This window comes from Kaistella palustris DSM 21579 (genome assembly GCF_000422265.1).
Taxonomy (GTDB): Bacteria; Bacteroidota; Bacteroidia; order Flavobacteriales; family Weeksellaceae; genus Kaistella; species Kaistella palustris.
Map to the genome: position 1 here is coordinate 1 of NZ_AULL01000012.1, position 17,977 is coordinate 17,977.

The following is a 17,977-nucleotide window of genomic DNA, read 5'->3' on the forward strand; positions in this document are numbered from 1 at the left end:
TTTCATAATATCGTTGTATTTAATTTTTTCATCTACGTATTTTTTCAGTTTAATGTAACGTGCTGGCTAAAATACCAAAAAATTCCTCTCGAAAAATCAAAAGGAATTATATAATTCATTAAAAGAGAATGTTTTACGCAATCACGCCACTTCCCACCAACTCATCTTCCAGATACCACGCAGCAAACTGTCCTTCTGCAATCGCACATTGTGGGTTTTCAAACTCGATATACAAACCTTCTTCAAACTGGTAAAGCGTCGCTTCTTCCAGCGGTTGTCGGTACCGGATCCGGGCCTGAACTTTCATCGATTCGCCGTTTTGCAAACGCAGATCCTCGCGAATCCAGTGAACTTCGGGGTTTTCAATTTTTAAAGCCCTGCGGAACAGTCCGGGGAAATTCCGTCCTTCGCCTACGAAAACCGTATTCGTCGCCATATCGCGGGAAATGATGAAGCAGGATTCTGCGTGGCCGCCGATGCCCAGACCTTTGCTCTGACCAATGGTGAAGTAATGTGCGCCGGAATGTTTGCCAATTACTTTTCCGTCCGATTTTTCGTAACTGAGTTTTTGAGACAGAAACTGCAGTTCTTCCAGTTTTGAAGAAAACTGAGGCGTTTCCTGGTGAAAACCGCTGAAATCTTTAAAAATCTCTACAATTTCGCCTTCTTTCGGTTCCAACTGTTGTTGCAGAAAAGTCGGTAAACTCACTTTTCCGATAAAACATAAACCCTGCGAATCTTTTTTATCTGCCGTCACCAGTTCCATTTCTCTGGCAATGTCGCGGACTTCAGGTTTTGTCAGTTCACCAATCGGGAAAAGCGATTTCGAGAGCTGATCCTGACTCAGCTGACATAAAAAATAAGACTGGTCTTTATTATTATCTTTTCCGGCTAAAAGGTGAAAAATTTCCTTGCCGCTTTCATTAAAAGTAGAGCTCACGCGCGCGTAATGTCCCGTTGCAACTTTCTCAGCACCAAGCGATAAGGCTGTTTTCATAAAAACATCAAACTTCACTTCGCGGTTGCATAAAATATCGGGATTTGGCGTGCGGCCGTTCTTATATTCGTCGAACATATAATCAACGATCTTTTCCTTGTACAGCTCGCTCATATCGATGACCTGGAAAGGGATTCCCAGTTTTTTGGCCACCATCAGCGCATCGTTGCTGTCCTCGATCCAGGGACATTCATCTTCCAGCGTCACCGACGCATCGTTCCAGTTCCGCATAAATAATGCGACAACCTCGTGACCCTGTTTCTGCAGCAAATATGCCGCAACACTCGAATCTACACCTCCGGAGAGGCCAACTACAATTTTCATATTTTCATTTTATAAAGCATTTCAAGGATGCTCTTTTATTGAGGTGCAAATTTACGATATTAAACATCAACCGGAATCTAAGAGGGCTTTATATTAGAAGAAAAGCCAGTACAGAGATTTTGTGATTTTCAAAACTATTGCTTTATGACTTTTTTGGTAATCATTTGATTACCGGTATCAATGCGGATCAGGTAAATTCCAGACGGAAGAGAACTTATATTTAATTTATAGTTCTGTTTATCTTCATTTTCGGTTTTTATAACTTGTCCAACCTCATTTAGGATCGTTATATTTTTTATTTTTTTATTAGATTTAATATTAATTTCATTTTTCACAGGGTTTGGAAATATATTGATAGATACTTCCTCTATCTCTGAAGCCGACATTTCGCTACAAGCATTTAATACCGCCTGTTCTGTAGTACAGTTTCCGGTATTCCCACTAATTTCTCGCAAATGTGTTTGAGAAGGGTTTGACAAATAACTACAGATATTTGGTAAATTACATACTGAAACATTGGGATTATTTACAATGACTAATTGCATTCCATCAATTTCTGTAATTGAATTTGGATCAATATTTCTCAAACCTATAATATTGTTTAAGGAAGCATTGTTTATGAGACGAAGGAACCCCGCAATATGAGTGATATTAGACAGAGCATTCAAATTGTCAAGGGATAAATTATCTCGAAAATTGAGAAAGCCATTGATGTTTCTAAGATTGCTTAAAGCATCAACATTTGTTAAAGATGAGTTCCCAATGAAGCTTAAATCTCCGTCAACAGTAGTCAATCCATTCAGACCATTTAGGTTTGATAAGGAATTATTTTGAGTAAAAATTAAACCTCCAATTTGACTTAGTTTGTTTAAATTGCTTATATCAATTAAGGATGCGTTACCCTCAAATCTAAAGAAACTTACAATATGAGTTAAATTGTTTAAGCCGGTTAAACTCTGCAAGTTTTGATTATTTCTGATTTCAAAAATTCCAACAGAATTGAGATTGCTCAATCCTTCAAAATTTATCAGGGGGATGTTATCACTAATTTGGAAACGACCTCCAATAGAATTTAAATTATTAAGTCCCACAAAATCCTGCGCAGCATTTGCTACAAAATCAAAGTCTTTTTCAATGCGACTTAATTTATTTAATCCGGTAATATTTGAGAGGGACCCATTAGAAATAATTTCCAAACTGCCATTAATATTTGTCAAATTAGAAAATCCGTTTAAATTAGTTAGCGCAGGATTTGCAGTGATGGTTACATCATCATCCACCGTTGTTACATTACTTAATCCGTCGATATTTGTTAGTGAATTATTCTCGAATAAATATAGTGTGTTTAGATTAGTTAGATTTGCGAGTGCATCAATGTTTTGTAATGCATTGTTTATAGAAATATCAACAAAGGCTATGTTTGGTGAATTATGCAGCCCATTTAAATCATGAAGGATTGGGTTTCCCTGTATTGTTATGTTCGTAACAGTGGTCACTGTACTTAAACCGTTTAAGTTTTGTAATGCCGCATTGTTTTCAATATCTAATCCTCCTCCCATTACATGAATTCCGATGGTGTTGAGTTTAATTAATGGATCAACATCTGTAATCCCTGTATTCAAGATTCTCAAGTTTCCGCCGATAGATTCTAAATTGTGTAATCCCTGCAGGTTAATAATTTGATTTCCGTTTATTTCTATATCACCTGTAATATTCTTACAGTTTGGATAATTAATGATAAACTGATCTACACTTGACTGTGACCCAAAATATAAATTTGAAAGAGAAGGACACTGCGCAATTAATAAATTTACATGAAGGGACATAACCAGTAGGAAAAATAATTTTGTAAACTTTGTTATAAATAAAGAAAAAAAATATTGCTTTTTCATTTTAATAAAATTTTTTTGATAGAACTCAAATGTAAACATAATCTACATATTTTTCCAGCAAAAATTATAGAATTCTCTATGAGCAAAAAGTTTTCCTGCTAATATTTCAATGGTTAAACCTTTCACTAATTTAAAATCTTAATAGAAATCATAAAATTATTATCATTAATAAAAATCCTTAAATTGTAATTCAAATCATTAACACGAAAAACAATGGAAAAACTTATTCTACTTTCTTTAATTACGATCGGTTTTGGAGTAAATGCGCAGATAGGAACTTCTGCAACTGTGGGCAGTACAGATTCCAAATGGACTTTTGGAGGCTATGCCGGCGTGGGTGGCTCTTTCGGGAGTGGTGGTTCTACCTCTATTTATCTTTCGCCGCGTGTCGGTTATAAAGTCACCGAAAATTTTGAAGCCGGTTTGGCAGGGAGTTTCAACTGGACCAATTCCAGTTATTATTCCTCGAGTACTGTGGGTGTAGGGCCTTTTGTGAACTATTATTTCGCGCGGAATTTCTACCTCAGCGGTTTATTTCAGGAATATTTTTTCACCCAAAAAGATAAATACAATAATGTAAAATATACCGGCCAGGAAGCGGCGCTCTATCTCGGTGGAGGATACATGCAAAAATTGGGGGAGCATACTTATATGCAGATCGGCGGTTTGTACAATGTGCTTTACGATAGAAATAAATCCGTTTTTGGCGGCGGTTTCATCCCCAGTATTGGGGTGGTTTTCGGGCTTTAAAATTTTCTGGTTTTATCGGATCAGCTTACCCGATAAAAAACTCCCGGGGATCCAGGAGTTACATTTCTTTATAAAATACGGATCTACGGCTTACTTGCCAGAAAATATTCTGCTTCGCCTTTTCCCCAGTTCGGATTCAACTCACTTTTAGGTTTATACGTTTTATACTGGTCCAGTGCTTTTTGAAAAAGTTCCAGACCTTTTGTCTTGCTGCCGCCAAACTGTTCAGGCGTATAATACGTGTCTTCTGCCTGCAGCAGCGTAATTCGTGGGTTTTCGGGCTCCAGTTTCTGCGCTTTGCTCAGCGCGTCGGCGCCCAGCATTCCTTCGCTCATGAACCGCGCCTGCGGATTCACCATCATCCGCAAACCATGAATCATTTTTTGAAGAATCAGGATTTCCGCATTATCTTTACTTAGATCCGCAGCTTTATCCAGCGAACGCTGCGCCTCGTCGGCCACGTTATCCAGTTCGGCGAGCTTGCCTTCACGCATCATGATCCGGCCCTTCTGAACGGAGGCAAAGGCGGCGTAATAGTAGGGGAGCCACTCCGTTTTTTCCTTGTCGGCGATTCTGGTGAAATCATTGGAAAGCGCCGTAAGGTCGTCGGCATTTTGGGACTGTTCAACTTTAGCGATTTTCTCTCCCATTGTTTTTTCAAAGCCTGTCTGGCCAAAAGCTGTTACTGCAGTCATCAGCATAACGGTCAAAAGTAATTTTTTCATTGTAATATTTTTTATTGTTAAGGTTGTTTGTGATGGGTCAAAGGTATTTTAAAAGCAGGTTTCAGAAAATATTTTCTTGCTGAAAGGTCGTTTTGACTTTCTGAACCGCGCCTATAAATTATTATTAATGGCGTCTTCGGTACGGTCTACACCAAAACTGATGAAGGCACCGATAAAAATAAACGTGTTGGTCGAGGGCAGAATTGCTTTACTGCGAAGTCCGTCTTTTGAAAAGTTATAACCGTAGATATTTTTTTGTCCAAGCACATTATTGACCGATAATACAAATACGGTGAAGGCTTTTGAATCTTTTTTACCCAGCCACGGCAGGTAATTTAAACTGAAATTCAACGCGTTATAATCTTTTGCTTTTCCTTCTGCGTTAAGGTGGTAGTTCCCGTCCGTGTCTGTCAGGAAATTATAATATGGTCTCCCCGAAGTATAGGTGTAAGAGAAATTAAATCCTGTCTTCCAGTTGGTTACAAACTTTTTCGCGACGAGTGAAACCGTGTGCTTCGCCGCAAAATTCGGGAAAAGACTTCTGTCGTAGTTTTGAAAATCTCTCCTGGAATCCAGGAATGAGTAAGAAATCCAGTAATCAATATTAGGTAAGGTTTTTTTATCGTGCCAGAAAACTTCCAGGCCTTTTGCATAGCCATCCCCGGTATTGTTTATGGCAACCGGGCGGTAATCTAAAACTTTAGTTTTAATGAGGTCGCTGTAGTTTTTATAAAAGAGTTCCAGCCTTAAACTGCGCGCTTCCTCATTTCTTTGAAACTGCAGGACGTAATGTTCGGCCTTTTGGTAAGAAAGAGGATAAGGACCGAAAAACTGGCTTTCGGGATTCTGGTAGAAGATTCCGTAAGCAAATGAACTCGTCCATTTTTGCGACAAGCGGTAAGCCATTGCAGCGCGGGGCGCAAGGTTCCATTTTTCCAGTGCTGAAGAATATTCTGAGCGCAAGCCTATTTTCGCCGAGAGATTATTGCTGAATCCCAGATCAGTTTCGGCAAATACAGAAGTTGTTTTATCTCCAAAATGATAAGGAACTTCCGCCAAAGCCACATCGGTTTTTTCATCTGCCTGATTAAATTCCACGCCGCCGCGAATTGCCGATATCCGGTTAATTTTTCTTTCCAGGACGGCCTTCGCATTAAAATAATTTCCCTGACCGCTGATGTGGTTTGGATTGATGATTTTGTCCTGAAAAGTATTGCTGAGGCTGAGCCCGTTCGAATTATAAGTGTAGGAACTGCCGGCATTTAGCAGATATGCGCCAAATTTCTGCTTGAAGGACAGATTATGGAAGGTGTTTTTCCCTTTCAGATCTGTATTGTCGTAATCTGCGCCGGGTTCTAAACTTTCCGCCTGAAGACCGATCCTGTTCGTGTCGAAACTACCGTAATATTTTAAGATGCCGCCGGCTTTATTCTTCAGCCTGAAGTTAAAGTTTGTCATAAAACTTTCCGGCGCTTTTGTAAAGTCATTGTTGAATTTAATCAGCTTGGTCATCAGTCCGATGTTTGAATAGGAGGCTCCAATACCGAAAGATTTAGTTTTAGCATCGTTCACATTTTGAAAACCGGCGTTCAGAAATATCGGTGAAATCCCGATATCTACAGAATTGCGGTCCGGGAAATCGATACTTTCCAGCGCCAGTACCGACGACAACGCCTGGCCGTAAAGTGCCGAATAGCCGCCGCTGGAGAAGACATTGCCTTTAAATAAAGATGTATTCAACCGGTCCATTGATTTTACGCCTGGAACGGAATTGCCGAAAAAATTATTGACAAGGTTTCCATCCATAAAGAATTTCGTTTCCGTTCCTGTACCTCCGCGTACGAAAAGGCCCTCCGTTTCGCCCACTTTCTGCACGCCGGGAAGCGTTTCCAGTGCCGAGGAGATTTGGCCGTTTGCACCCGCAGTCGTATAAATGTCAAGTGGCGTCAGTAAGGCGGTAGCCCTTTTTCTGTCACTTGCTTCGATAGATCCCGCTGAAATGACAACTGAGGCAATTTCCGAGATCTCCTCTTTCAACTCCGCATTTACCGTCAGCGGTTGGGAATTGATATTCAGGCTTTTTTCAACTTCCACAAATTTGGGATTTGAGAAAACCAGGTAATGTTCACCTTTCTCGGAAGTTTCAAATGAATAATTTCCCTTTTCATCGGTAGTAGCACCGTCGTAGGTGTCTTTCAGCGTCACTGAAATGTTTTTAACACCTTTGCCTTTAAAGGAAACATTTCCCGAAATGGCCACTTGCGCATTCAGAATGATGCCAAGCAGAAAGGCAGTTAGCAGAAGGACTTTGGAAATAATAAAAGTTTGCATGGGTTTATTTTTATACTGCAAATCTATTGCGGAATGAGTTTTGCTGAAAAAAATACTGACCGAACGGTTAAAATTCTTTACTGAATTGTTTTTGGTAAATTCCCTGCGAATTCTATACACCGCAAAGGTGTTCACATTAAAATAAACTATTATGAAAATTGCAAAAATTTCTATGCTCTTTTGCAGTGCAGTTCTCGGTGTATCGTGCACGACTACAAAAAACTACACCGTAAATTCCAAAAGCGGAACCATGACTCAGGGTACCGCTGATTTTACTCAAAAAGGTAAGACGGTTTCGCTGGATCTGAATGTATATAAACTGACACCGGGAATTCATGCCGTTCACATCCACGAAAAAGGTGACTGCTCGGCAACTGACGGCAGTTCTGCAGGTGGCCACTGGAATCCTTCGAAAAATGATCACGGCAAATGGGGTTCCGAGCATTTCCACATGGGCGATATCGGTAATTTGGTTGCCGATAAGGACGGAACTGCAAGACTGACCTTTAAAACTGATAAATGGTGTATGGGCTGCAGCGATGAGAGTAAGAATATAATAGGAAAATCACTCATCATCCACGCAGACAGAGATGACTTTAAAACCCAGCCAACCGGAAATGCCGGCGGTCGCGTGGGTTGTGTAGAAATTAAATAATAAACTGTTTTTGGGTTTGGAAATCATGTTTTCAAACCCATTTTCTTTAACGGTAGTATGCTTCCAGGAAATTCAAAAACTCCTCCATCCTGAACAGGTTATTTAAGGCAAGATAAGCGAACAGTACAGAAATCAGAGCGGAAAGTCCTGTAAGTATTTTTGGGGAATCTCTGTACGCATGAAACAGCCAGCCGAGCAGCAGCGGAAATACGAATATAAAATGTCCGCCGTAAATGTAGGCGGTATGCAGACCAAATTTTAAAACGCAGTGAATGACAATATCTACGGCGAATGAAAGTACCAGAAGCTGCACAAATTTATTCTTAAAGTTCCTGAAAATACTCCATAAAATAAGAGTTGTAACTACTCCCACAAACACGTACGGGATCCATGACTGATATACATCCATAAAAAGGGCTTTGAAATAAAAGCCTTTTTTGCTGTGGTAATCGCGCAGTTCGTAGCCCGAAAGCAAGATATTTCCCCCAAAAAACCAGGAAGCAATCATATCCCAGACCGGTGTAGTTTTCGCGTCTGAAAATTTCTCGTACTGCGCAGTCGACTTTTGTAAAAAGTTGAAATATTTAAAATCCATGCGGTACATGTACAGCAGAATAATAGCTGCCACAGAAATCAGGATCCGCACCAGGCCATTGAACAGTTTCTGCCACGACCGGAAAATATTTTTTTCAAAAAGAAGAGGGATATAAACCTTTATAATGTTGGTAATGGTAAGACCACCCACTGAAATCCCCGCCAGCACAAGGGCAACCGTATTCATCTTTTCCTGTTTCCTCAATTTTAATGCTGCGTAATAATTAAATAAAATGAGGAAAAAGAGTGTATAAGTGTACGTTTCCGGTGTAAAAGAAAGTAAAATGTTTGTAGAGAAAATCGAGAAAAAACCAAGAATCAGCACAGAAATGCCTGTCGGTAGCCCAACGATATTCTTTAGGTATTTGAAGACCTGAACCAGACTTAAGCTAATGGCAAAGTTGCTGCACCAGGCTAAAACCAGCCGGAAAGTGTCATTTTTACGGCCGTCTGAGAAGAGGTAGGCAAATTCCCGGATCCAGTTGAAAAGATAGTTCGCCAGCGGATGACGTTCGAAACCGCCGCCGGTCATTACGATCGCACGGTTGTCAAAACTGAAATAGGCATCCCAGGGAATCCGGTCATCAAATATGATGCGGTAGTTTAAAGCAATGTAACCGCCCAAAATTCCGTAAAGTGACAGAAATATAAAAAAGAGCAGAAGCTCTAATTTAGTCGCGGGGAAAACTGTTTTCAGAAAAGCACTAAATTTTTTTTTAAAGTCCACAAGGCAGTTTTCCGCAAAAGTACATTATTTCAGGAACTGCACGAAAGGGTAGAACAGCCGCTTTGACCATTGTAAATCGCAGGTCTTTTTTTTGAAAACTCCGGATAGATTTCGTCATAAGGGTTTTGCAGCGCAGTAAGTAGCTTTTCAAACAGATCTTTGTTACCTTCGTTCAGTTCTGCAATAGCCTCGAAAAGCAAATAATTCCGCAGTATGAATTTCGGGTTGGTCTTTCTCATAAGCGCCGCCGACGCTTCCGCAGAAACGGAATTCTTTTCTAGCCTTTCACGGTATGTTTGCAGGAAAGTTTTAAAGCCGGCCTTATTTTCTTCTGAAGGAGTTTCGTAAAAAATATCGGAAAAATGGGAATCAGCATCGTGATTTCCTGTCCATGATTCGAGTTTGGTAAAGAATAATGTATAATCGATTTTAAGTTCCTCAAGCATCTGCTGGGCCAGGGTAAAAAATTCACCATCCTTCCTGAGAACGGAATCGAAACCAAATTTTGAGGCCATCATCCGGTCATGTTTTTGCCAGAAGTTATCCGTAAAACTGTTCAGAATATTTTCTAAAGTTTTTTCGTCTTTAATTAAAGGGAAAAGCGCATTGGCAAGTTGCCAGAGATTCCATTGTGCAATTTTCGCCTGCTTTCCAAATGCGTAACGCCTGCCGGGCAGATCGGTGGTGTTTGGTGTGAAATTTAAGCTGTATTCATCCAGAAAAGAGAACGGACCATAATCAATAGTAAGGCCTAAAACCGACATGTTATCGGTGTTCATCACGCCGTGAACAAATCCCACACGGTACCATTCTGCCATAAGGTTGGCCGTTCTGTCTGCCACGGCTTGAAAGAATTCAGCATATTTCGCGGCGCCTGTTGAGGTGATTTCGGGGAAATAATTTTCGATGGTGAAATCTGTAAGTTTTTTTAAGGTTTCAAATTCGTTTTGGGCAGAAAGCAGTTCATAATGCCCGAAACGCAGAAAACTTTCGGCTGTACGCATCATGACTGCGCCTTTTTCGTATTCTGGATTTCCGTCGTACATCATGTCGCGCATCACTTGCTCGCCACTCAGCGAAAGTGAAAGTGACCTTGTGGTAGGAATTCCCAGATAATGCATGGCTTCACTCATCAAATATTCGCGCACTGATGAGCGCAGCACGGCGCGGCCGTCGGCGTGCCGCGAGTACGGAGTGGCTCCTGCGCCTTTCCACTGAAGTTCGGTTTTTTTTCCGGCGGCATTTTGAATTTGACCGGCAAAAATAGCGCGTCCGTCGCCGAGTTGTCCTGCCCAATTACCGAACTGGTGGCCGGCGTAAGCAGTTGCGTAAGTTGTAAGTGTATCGGGAACGGCCGAGGCATTCAGAAAGGCCAGATCTTCGCTGTTTTCAATTTTTCCCAGACCAATTTCTTCGGACAGCTTTTCATTAAAAAAAAGTAATTCCGGTTTTTCAAAATGTGCGATTTCTGCGGCTGCGAAAACAACTTTTGGAGTTTGCCGCTGCATGGGATTGCCGGAAAAGTCGCCGGGAAAGTATTTGATGAAAGGCTGCGTAATATTCTTAAGATTCATCTTTCAAAGTTCGGCAAAAAAAATCCTTTCAAAAAATTGAAAGGATTTGTGGTCGCGATGTAATATATCTATTTATTGAAATCAATATCGTCGCCTGTATTGATTTTTTCATTTACGTTTTCCTCCGGTTTGTTGGTCGGTTTTTTTGGTACATAATCGGGTTCCACAGGTTTTGGATTTTTAATCTCATCAATCGTCTGCAGGCCACCCTCGTCGCCATAGCCGCCAAGTCCCTGCAAATCGGAGCAGCTGCCGGTCCAGTTTGAAGGTTTTACGAATTTATCTTCGGGCGAGACACCGAGCTCTTTATCTGCCCAAACTTTTTTCATATAAATTGCCCAGATCGGTAAAGCCATTTTTGCACCCTGGCCTTCGCCGGTTCCACGGAAGTGCGTGGCGCGATCCTCCCAGCCGACCCAGACGCCGGTAGCAAGATTTGGCGTAAGTCCCATGAACCAACCGTCGGAGTTATTTTGGGTTGTTCCGGTTTTTGCGGCGATCTCTATACTTTTTTCCACACCTCTGCGCGAGAGTTCTCCGGATGCAGTACCATATTCGGCGACACCTTTCATCAGGTCGATCATGGTGTAGGCATAAAGCTCATTCATCACTTCCTTCAGTACAGGTTTTACTTCTTTGATCACACGGCCGTTTGCGTCTTCAATACGCCAGATCATTTCGGGTCTTATGTAATTTCCATAATTCGCAAAAGTACTGTAGGCGCCCAACATTTCGTAAATAGTAATGTCCGATGAACCTAATGCTACTGCGTATTCGTTTGGAATTTCCTCCGTAACACCCAGATCCCGCGCGGTCTGAATAACGCTTTTTGGCGTCGTCATTTCTATAAGCCTTACCGCGACCGGGTTTTTGGAATGCGCCAGGGCATCTCTTAAGGTTAACATGCCTCCACTTCCCTGTACAGACCAACTTCCTTTGGTATAAGTTGCATTAGAGACGGTGGAACAGGGCGTCATTCCTAATTTCATAATGGCAGTCGCATAAACGAAAGGTTTGAAAGTGGAGCCGACCTGTCTTTTACCCTGCTTAATATGGTCATACTGAAAATGCTGCCAGTTGATCCCACCAACCCAGGCTTTGATTTCTCCGGTTCCGGGAACCATCGACATCAGGCCTGCCTGTGCAATCTGCTTGTGATAGCGGATAGAATCCCAGGGCGACATTTCAACTTCCTCTTCACCCTGCCAGGTAAATCTGGAGGTTTTGATCGGTTTGTGGAATTCGAGCATGATGGAATCTTCGGGAACGCCCGCATTTTTCAACTGCTTATAACGGCCGGTTCTTTTCACCGCGCTCATCATGATAGAATTGATCTCCTTATCATTAATCAAATAAAAAGGTCGTTGTTTACGGCCGCGCTGCTCCGCATCGAACCTTTTTTGCAGGTCGGTAAGATGTTCTTTAATGGCTTCCTCCGCGTAGTTCTGCATTTTAGAGTCCAACGTTACGTAAATCTTAAGACCGTCTTTATAAAGGTTCAGTGTTTTACCGGTTTTCTTTTCGTAATCCTTAAGATAGCTGTCGATCTCCTTTCGCAGATAGTATTTGTAATATGCCGAATAACCTTCATCAATAGATTTTACAGGATGGAAATCAATCTTGATCGGTGTTTCTACAGCCTGCTCATAAGTTTTCTGATCGAGGTAACCTGTTTTCAGCATCTGATCGAGCACTACATCGCGCCGTCGTTTTGCGCGTTCCGGATTCCGCATAGGATTATTTGCTACGGGAGCTTCGAGCATGGCGACAAACATGGCGGCTTCGGGTAAAGTGAGCTGCGACGCTTTTTTGTTGAAGTAAATTCGCGAGGCCATTTCGATTCCGTTGGCGTTATTTACAAAATCGAATTTATTGAAGTATAGCGTAATGATCTCTTCTTTGGTATATCTTTTTTCCAGGCTTACCGCCACAACCCACTCTTTCAGTTTCTGAAAAGACCGCTGCAGGGTATTCTGCGAAGCCGCTCCCGTAAACAGGAGTTTTGCCAACTGTTGGGTAATGGTAGAACCGCCGCCGCGCTGTCCGCGGAAAGCTACTGCCCGTGCAACAGACTGCAGGTCAATTCCCGAGTGTTCTTTGAAGCGCTCATCCTCTTTTGCCTGAAGCGCATAGATCAAATAGGGTGGCAGCTGATTATAGGTAATGGGCTGGGTTTTTTCTTTTTCGAATTTTCCCAGAAGTTTCCCATCGGAAGAATGAATTTCTGAGGCGACATAGATGTCGGGATTTTCGAGTTCCTTCACATCGGGCATTGAGCCGAAGAAACCTTGTGACACACCGAAAAATACAGCTGAAATTCCCAGGACCAGAATCACAAGTCCCATCCAGATCAGTTTCACCCACTTTTTCCAGCCGCGATTTTTAATTTTTTTTGGAGGAAGCGGGAACGTCTGCTGAGGTTTGCGTCCCGGACTTTTTTTGTTTTCCATAAATGAAATTACGGTTTTGCTGTTTCTATTTTTACGCCAATATCTTCAATTCCCGGTAATGTGTCGGCTCTCATCGCCTGGATCATACCCAAAGTATAGCTGCCGTTGCGGGGAAATTTGTAATTCAGTTTATACTGAAAAAGAGTCTCCTTGGTCTCGCCAAAACCCTGTCCGATCCATTCGCCATTGGGTTTTGCCAGAATATAATTCAGGGTATCCACTTCTTTCTGTTTCGTCTGGTCATTACGTAGATCAACGATGAGCCGAATATTGCTGTAAGGGTACTCATTATTGTTCCTTACAACAAATATAATATTTTTTAGGTTTTGAAAATCCGTCACTTCAAACCGGAAGTTCTGAATCTCTTTTTTTCCCCATTTGCCGTTGAGTTCGTTCATTACCACTTTTTCTGCATTTTTGTTGCAACTGAAAAGCAGGAGTATAACGGAGCAGCAGGCAATAAATTTAGGCAGTGTCATCGCGTCTTGGCTGAGGTTTCTTTTTAAACTTTTTCGGTCCCTGGTTTTGTTGGGGGCTTCGGCTTTCAGGCGTTCCTTTCTTCGGTGCTTGTGGTTTGCGGTTATCAGGTCCTTTGGCAGAGGGTTTCCTGTCGCCTTTCTGTTGGTTATTCGGTTTTCTTTTGTTGGAATTCTTGCCTGGGTTTTTCCCCCGCCGCTCAAAACGGTCGATGGTATTTTCCTGAATTAGGTCCACAGATTTCACCGGAATATCAGTAATATTAAATTCTTCCAGAGGTGGAGTTTTCTGGCCGCTTTTGTTTAGTGCAACCATTTTCTTCACATCCTTAACTTCCAGATTAAACCACGCCATGGAGCGCTCTACATAGGCAAACCACATTCTCTTTTTAAACACATCGATCTTAATACAGAAAGCTTTTCCGTTTTGGGTATCCAGTGTGGTCGAAGAAGGTGGGAAATCACTCAGGGCATCCAGATAGCTGTCGAGTTCGTAGTTGAGACAACATTTCAGTTTTCCGCACTGGCCGGCCAGTTTCTGAGGGTTGATACTTAACTGCTGGTAACGTGCTGCATTAGTATTTACAGAACGGAAATCCGTGAGCCAGGTAGAACAGCAAAGTTCCCTGCCGCAGGATCCTATACCACCGACTTTTGCAGCCTCCTGCCGAAAGCCGATTTGTTTCATATCGATCTTCGTACGGAATGCCGCGGCAAATTCCTTGATCAGCATACGGAAATCCACACGGTTATCGGCTGTGTAATAAAAAGTTACTTTGCCGCCGTCGCCCTGATATTCCACATCGGTGATCTTCATATCGAGATTCAGACCATAGGCGATTTTTCTGGCCTGCATTTTTACGGTTTCTTCCTTTGCGCGCGCCGCCTGCCAGACCTCAATGTCTTTTTGGTTTGCTAATCGGTATATTTTCAGGGGGTTATCTTCAGTAACGAATTTCTTCTTCATCTGAATTTTCACCAATTCCCCGGTGAGGCTTACTACACCTATATCATGTCCCGGACTGGATTCTACTGTGACCACACTCCCCATATGGAGTGGTAACTGATGTACGTTTTTATAAAAAAATTTACGATCGTTCTTGAATCTTACTTCTACAAAATCAGTTTGGGTAGAAGGATTATTGATATTCGAGAGCCAATCGAAAACGCTTAATTTATAGCTATTTCCGCAGGTATCTACACTTTCACAGCCATTCGCGGATTTTGTTCCGCAGGAATGGGCAGAATCGCCGGATGTCTTACATCCACAACTCATATTTTTTGTTATTAATGATGCAAATTTAGTATAAATTTATTTTGTGGCTGCCGATTTGAAATTGCATTGCCACTACTTTGATAATAATTAATAAAATAATTGAAAACTTATAGAATGTTTAAAGAAGTATGTAATATTATGCTAATCATATAATTTAGTTTTATTTTAAAATGTGGCGCAGGAGCATTATTATTTAATTTAAACACAGAGCGCAAAACCTGATGTAAAAATGTTCTGAAAGGCAGGCTGTATTAGATTCAAACTCGATTCTCATGAAAATTAAATTCAAACAGGAAGGGCGAAAAACGCATTGTTTGAAAAAGATTATGGTTTGTTAACAATTGTTTAAAAAATAATTTTATATTTGGGACATTAATAATCATTATATGAAAAAAATAGTTTTAACAGCAGCATTGTTAGGTGGTGTTCTTGCGCACGCCGGAGGCTTCAGAGTTTCATTACAGGGTGTTAAGCAATTGGCAATGGCACATACCAGTGCCCATGCAGAGGATGCTAGTGTAACATTTTTCAATCCTGCGGGAATGTCCTTTATTCCTTCGAAATTCAGTATTGCAGCTGGCGGTTTCGGTGCCAAATCGATAGTTACCTATCAAAACCTCGAAACGCTTAATTCTTATGAAACAGACAGTCCGATCGGAACGCCTCTTTATGCAGCCGTTGCGTATAAGGTTTTAGATAATTTTTCAGTCGGGTTCAACTTCTCTACACCTTTTGGCAGTACCATCGAGTGGCCGTCTGACTGGGCGGGGCGTGAGATTGTGCAGCGTTTGGAGCTGAAAGCCTTTTATTTCCAGCCTATGGTTTCCGTGAAATTGGCGCCGTGGGTTTCGTTTGGTGGTAGCTATATTTATGCAAAAGGAACTGTAAACTGGGATAAGGCAGTGACTCAACTGGGTGGAACACTCAACCTGAAAGATGATAAAGCTTCAGGCAGCGGTTTTGGGATTGGGTTTTATTTTCAGCCTAATGACAAGCTCGACGTAAGTATTGCTTACCGCTCACCGATTGATATGGAAGCTAAAAACGGAACGGTGAGTTTCGATATTTCCCCTGCTTTATATCCTTCTCTCGGACTCAACGCTTCCGGTCAGGATAATTTTAAGGCAACTTTACCGTTGGTAGATGAGTATACGATCGGTGCTACTTATAAAGTGACACCGAAATGGTTGATCTCCGGAGATTTTAATTACAGTGGTTGGGACCGGTACAGCAGACTTACCCTGGATTTTGAAAATGCACCTATCGGTAACCAGCCAAGCGACCCAACTGTTTTGGTCAGCCCGAAAAACTTTAAAAGTACACAGACCTGGAGAGTGGGCACGCAGTACCAGATCAATGACATGATCGCGGCGCGTGCTGGGTACTACTATGATCAGTCACCTTATGATGACGAAAATTTCCAGGCAGAAACTCCGTCTTTCGATTCAAATGTAATTACCGCGGGTTTAGGATTTAAATTTGCCAAAAATTTCGGCCTGGATGTAGCAGGTGGAATTGCACTTCCGAAAAGCCGAAAAGTGGAAAACGCTTATAACAACTTCTACGGACAAGCTAAAGCCAAAGCATACTATTTTGGTCTAGGTTTATCTTACAACGCATTTTAAGATTTAAATTTAATTATGAAAAAAATATTAATTTCAACGATAGCTGTTTCAGCATTGTTTTTTACAGTAAGCTGTAATACAGACTTTGATACCGATGTGAGCAGTATTGCGGTTTCGCCGGGCGAGGCCAACTTTGCAAATTACGTTGCACTGGGAAATTCCCTTACCTCCGGTTACCGGGATAATGCACTTTATCTCAGCGGGCAGATGGAATCTTACCCGAATATGATTGCCCAGCAAATGCAGCGTGCCGATGGTGGCGCGTTTGTACAGCCGCTTATGGCTGATGAAAACGGAGGACTTGTACTTGGTGGAAATGTAATCCAGGGCACAAAACTTTACATAAAATCCTTTACCAATGGTGCACCGGATATTGTGAATGTTGCAGCGACTCCAACCACAGATGTAACAAAGAAAATCACAGGACCACTGAACAATATGGGAGTGCCCGGTGCTAAATCTTTTCACCTCCTGGCTCCGGGTTATGGCAATATCGCCGGCGTAGCGACAGGTCAGGCAAATCCGTATTATGTGCGGTTTTCCTCAAGCGCCACTTCCTCGGTTCTGGCTGATGCCGTAGCACAGAAACCTACCTTCTATTCATTATGGATTGGTAACAATGATGTTTTAAGTTATGCCACCAGCGGTGGAATGGGTACCGACAGAAAAGGAAACACCGATCCTTCCACTTACGGACCAAATGATATTTCAGACCCTGCCGTGGTAGCCGGATCCATCCAGACAATTTTGCAGACTATGAAAACGGCGGGTGCAACACAGGGAGTTATCGCGAACATTCCTTACGTAACTTCAATCCCGTATTTTACTACAGTACCTTACAATCCGTTGTCCCCTGCAGCTTTAGGTGCAAACCTGGCTACACTTAATACCAGTTTGTACGGACCGCTGAAACAGGCGCTGACTGCTTTTGGAGCTGGTGACCGTATTAATCTGTTATCGGCAACTGCTCCTAATCCTGTCTTAATTAAAGATGTTTCGTTAACAAATCTTTCAGCGCAGATCACGGCAGCACTTACGCCAGCCTTGGGATTACCAACAGCAACTGCATTCGGACAGATTTATGGACAGGCAAGACAGACCACCGCCGAAGATTATGTTTTACTGACTTCAAAATCCGTGATTGGATCTGCAGTACCGGGTGCGCCGGCAAGCATTAATGTATACGGCATCTCTTACCCGCTGGAGAATCAGCATGTTTTAACCAAAACAGAAGCTGCAGCTGTAAAAACCGCTATTGATTCATATAACGCATCCATTAAATCACTTGCAACAACTTACGGATTAGCCTTTGTAGATGCAAATGCAAAAATGGTAGAATTAAACGCAATGTCGGGAATTCAGTTCGATGGTGTAAAATACACAGCGAAATTTGTAACCGGCGGAACTTTCTCTTTAGATGGGGTGCACCTTACAGGTCGTGGTTATGCCGTGGTAGCCAATGAATTCATCAAAGCGATCAACAAGCAGTATAAATCAACGTTGCCTATGGTCAATGTGAATTCCTACTCCGGAGTTAAATTTCCATAACCGGTAACTGAACTAAAACTATTTTAAAACCAC

General features: G+C 41.9%; 13 protein-coding genes. 4 read left to right on the forward strand and 9 right to left on the reverse strand.

Going from position 1 to position 17,977, the window contains the following annotated elements:
- Positions 1–133 precede the first annotated feature (133 nt).
- Positions 134–1,321 (reverse strand): tRNA 2-thiouridine(34) synthase MnmA, encoded by a 1,188-nt coding sequence (mnmA, locus tag H562_RS0101115; RefSeq protein ID WP_027375821.1) that lies wholly within the window; start codon positions 1,319–1,321, stop codon positions 134–136.
- Positions 1,322–1,455: 134 nt separating this feature from the next.
- Positions 1,456–3,213, reverse strand: coding sequence for a T9SS type A sorting domain-containing protein (locus H562_RS14440; RefSeq protein ID WP_169463243.1), 1,758 nt, complete (start codon positions 3,211–3,213; stop codon positions 1,456–1,458).
- 213 nt (positions 3,214–3,426) lie between these two features.
- Here H562_RS14440 and H562_RS0101125 point away from each other — a divergent pair, with 213 nt between their 5' ends.
- Positions 3,427–3,963, forward strand: coding sequence for a hypothetical protein (locus tag H562_RS0101125; protein ID WP_027375822.1), 537 nt, complete (start codon positions 3,427–3,429; stop codon positions 3,961–3,963).
- A gap of 83 nt (positions 3,964–4,046) precedes the next feature.
- Here H562_RS0101125 and H562_RS0101130 read toward each other — a convergent pair whose 3' ends face one another.
- Together H562_RS0101130 and H562_RS0101135 are read right to left on the reverse strand one after the other, a co-directional pair.
- Entirely contained in the window at positions 4,047–4,688 is a 642-nt protein-coding gene (locus H562_RS0101130; protein WP_027375823.1) for a hypothetical protein, read from the reverse strand.
- Between the two features lie 111 nt (positions 4,689–4,799).
- The gene (locus H562_RS0101135; RefSeq protein WP_027375824.1) at positions 4,800–7,019 is read right to left on the reverse strand and encodes a TonB-dependent receptor; all 2,220 of its coding nucleotides are present in this window, start codon (positions 7,017–7,019) and stop codon (positions 4,800–4,802) included.
- Between the two features lie 151 nt (positions 7,020–7,170).
- On the opposite strand from H562_RS0101135, the gene H562_RS0101140 reads away from it, so the two are divergent.
- Entirely contained in the window at positions 7,171–7,674 is a 504-nt protein-coding gene (locus H562_RS0101140) for a superoxide dismutase family protein (protein ID WP_156831940.1), read from the forward strand.
- A gap of 46 nt (positions 7,675–7,720) precedes the next feature.
- Here H562_RS0101140 and H562_RS0101145 read toward each other — a convergent pair whose 3' ends face one another.
- From H562_RS0101145 to H562_RS0101165, 5 genes are all read right to left on the reverse strand, one after another.
- Entirely contained in the window at positions 7,721–8,995 is a 1,275-nt protein-coding gene (locus H562_RS0101145) for a DUF6080 domain-containing protein (RefSeq protein WP_051190354.1), read from the reverse strand.
- Positions 8,996–9,024: 29 nt separating this feature from the next.
- Complete coding sequence (locus H562_RS0101150) at positions 9,025–10,569, reverse strand: protein adenylyltransferase SelO (protein WP_027375827.1); 1,545 nt, start codon at positions 10,567–10,569, stop codon at positions 9,025–9,027.
- Positions 10,570–10,637: 68 nt separating this feature from the next.
- Positions 10,638–13,019 (reverse strand): penicillin-binding protein 1A, encoded by a 2,382-nt coding sequence (locus tag H562_RS0101155; RefSeq protein WP_027375828.1) that lies wholly within the window; start codon positions 13,017–13,019, stop codon positions 10,638–10,640.
- Between the two features lie 8 nt (positions 13,020–13,027).
- Entirely contained in the window at positions 13,028–13,492 is a 465-nt protein-coding gene (locus H562_RS0101160; protein WP_456236131.1) for a gliding motility lipoprotein GldH, read from the reverse strand.
- Positions 13,485–14,771 carry a PSP1 domain-containing protein gene (locus H562_RS0101165; protein WP_027375830.1) on the reverse strand — a complete coding sequence of 429 codons (1,287 nt, stop codon included), beginning with the start codon at positions 14,769–14,771 and terminating at the stop codon, positions 13,485–13,487. Before H562_RS0101165 ends, H562_RS0101160 begins: the two co-directional genes overlap by 8 nt.
- A 386-nt stretch (positions 14,772–15,157) precedes the next feature.
- On the opposite strand from H562_RS0101165, the gene H562_RS0101170 reads away from it, so the two are divergent.
- Positions 15,158–16,396, forward strand: a complete 1,239-nt coding sequence (locus tag H562_RS0101170; protein ID WP_027375831.1) for an OmpP1/FadL family transporter — start codon at positions 15,158–15,160, stop codon at positions 16,394–16,396.
- A 15-nt stretch (positions 16,397–16,411) separates the two neighbouring features.
- Positions 16,412–17,944, forward strand: coding sequence for an SGNH/GDSL hydrolase family protein (locus tag H562_RS0101175; RefSeq protein ID WP_027375832.1), 1,533 nt, complete (start codon positions 16,412–16,414; stop codon positions 17,942–17,944).
- The last annotated feature ends 33 nt before the right edge of the window (positions 17,945–17,977 follow it).

Bases quoted from the DNA above. Each gene is read 5' to 3' on its own strand.
- mnmA (WP_027375821.1), bottom strand. From the start codon at position 1,321: ATGAAAATTGTAGTTGGCCTCTCCGGAGGTGTAGATTCGAGTGTTGCG.
- H562_RS0101155 (WP_027375828.1), bottom strand. From the start codon at position 13,019: ATGGAAAACAAAAAAAGTCCGGGACGCAAACCTCAGCAGACGTTCCCG.
- H562_RS0101125 (WP_027375822.1), top strand. From the start codon at position 3,427: ATGGAAAAACTTATTCTACTTTCTTTAATTACGATCGGTTTTGGAGTA.
- H562_RS0101150 (WP_027375827.1), bottom strand. From the start codon at position 10,569: ATGAATCTTAAGAATATTACGCAGCCTTTCATCAAATACTTTCCCGGC.
- H562_RS14440 (WP_169463243.1), bottom strand. From the start codon at position 3,213: ATGAAAAAGCAATATTTTTTTTCTTTATTTATAACAAAGTTTACAAAA.
- H562_RS0101130 (WP_027375823.1), bottom strand. From the start codon at position 4,688: ATGAAAAAATTACTTTTGACCGTTATGCTGATGACTGCAGTAACAGCT.
- H562_RS0101165 (WP_027375830.1), bottom strand. From the start codon at position 14,771: ATGAGTTGTGGATGTAAGACATCCGGCGATTCTGCCCATTCCTGCGGA.
- H562_RS0101135 (WP_027375824.1), bottom strand. From the start codon at position 7,019: ATGCAAACTTTTATTATTTCCAAAGTCCTTCTGCTAACTGCCTTTCTG.
- H562_RS0101140 (WP_156831940.1), top strand. From the start codon at position 7,171: ATGAAAATTGCAAAAATTTCTATGCTCTTTTGCAGTGCAGTTCTCGGT.
- H562_RS0101170 (WP_027375831.1), top strand. From the start codon at position 15,158: ATGAAAAAAATAGTTTTAACAGCAGCATTGTTAGGTGGTGTTCTTGCG.
- H562_RS0101175 (WP_027375832.1), top strand. From the start codon at position 16,412: ATGAAAAAAATATTAATTTCAACGATAGCTGTTTCAGCATTGTTTTTT.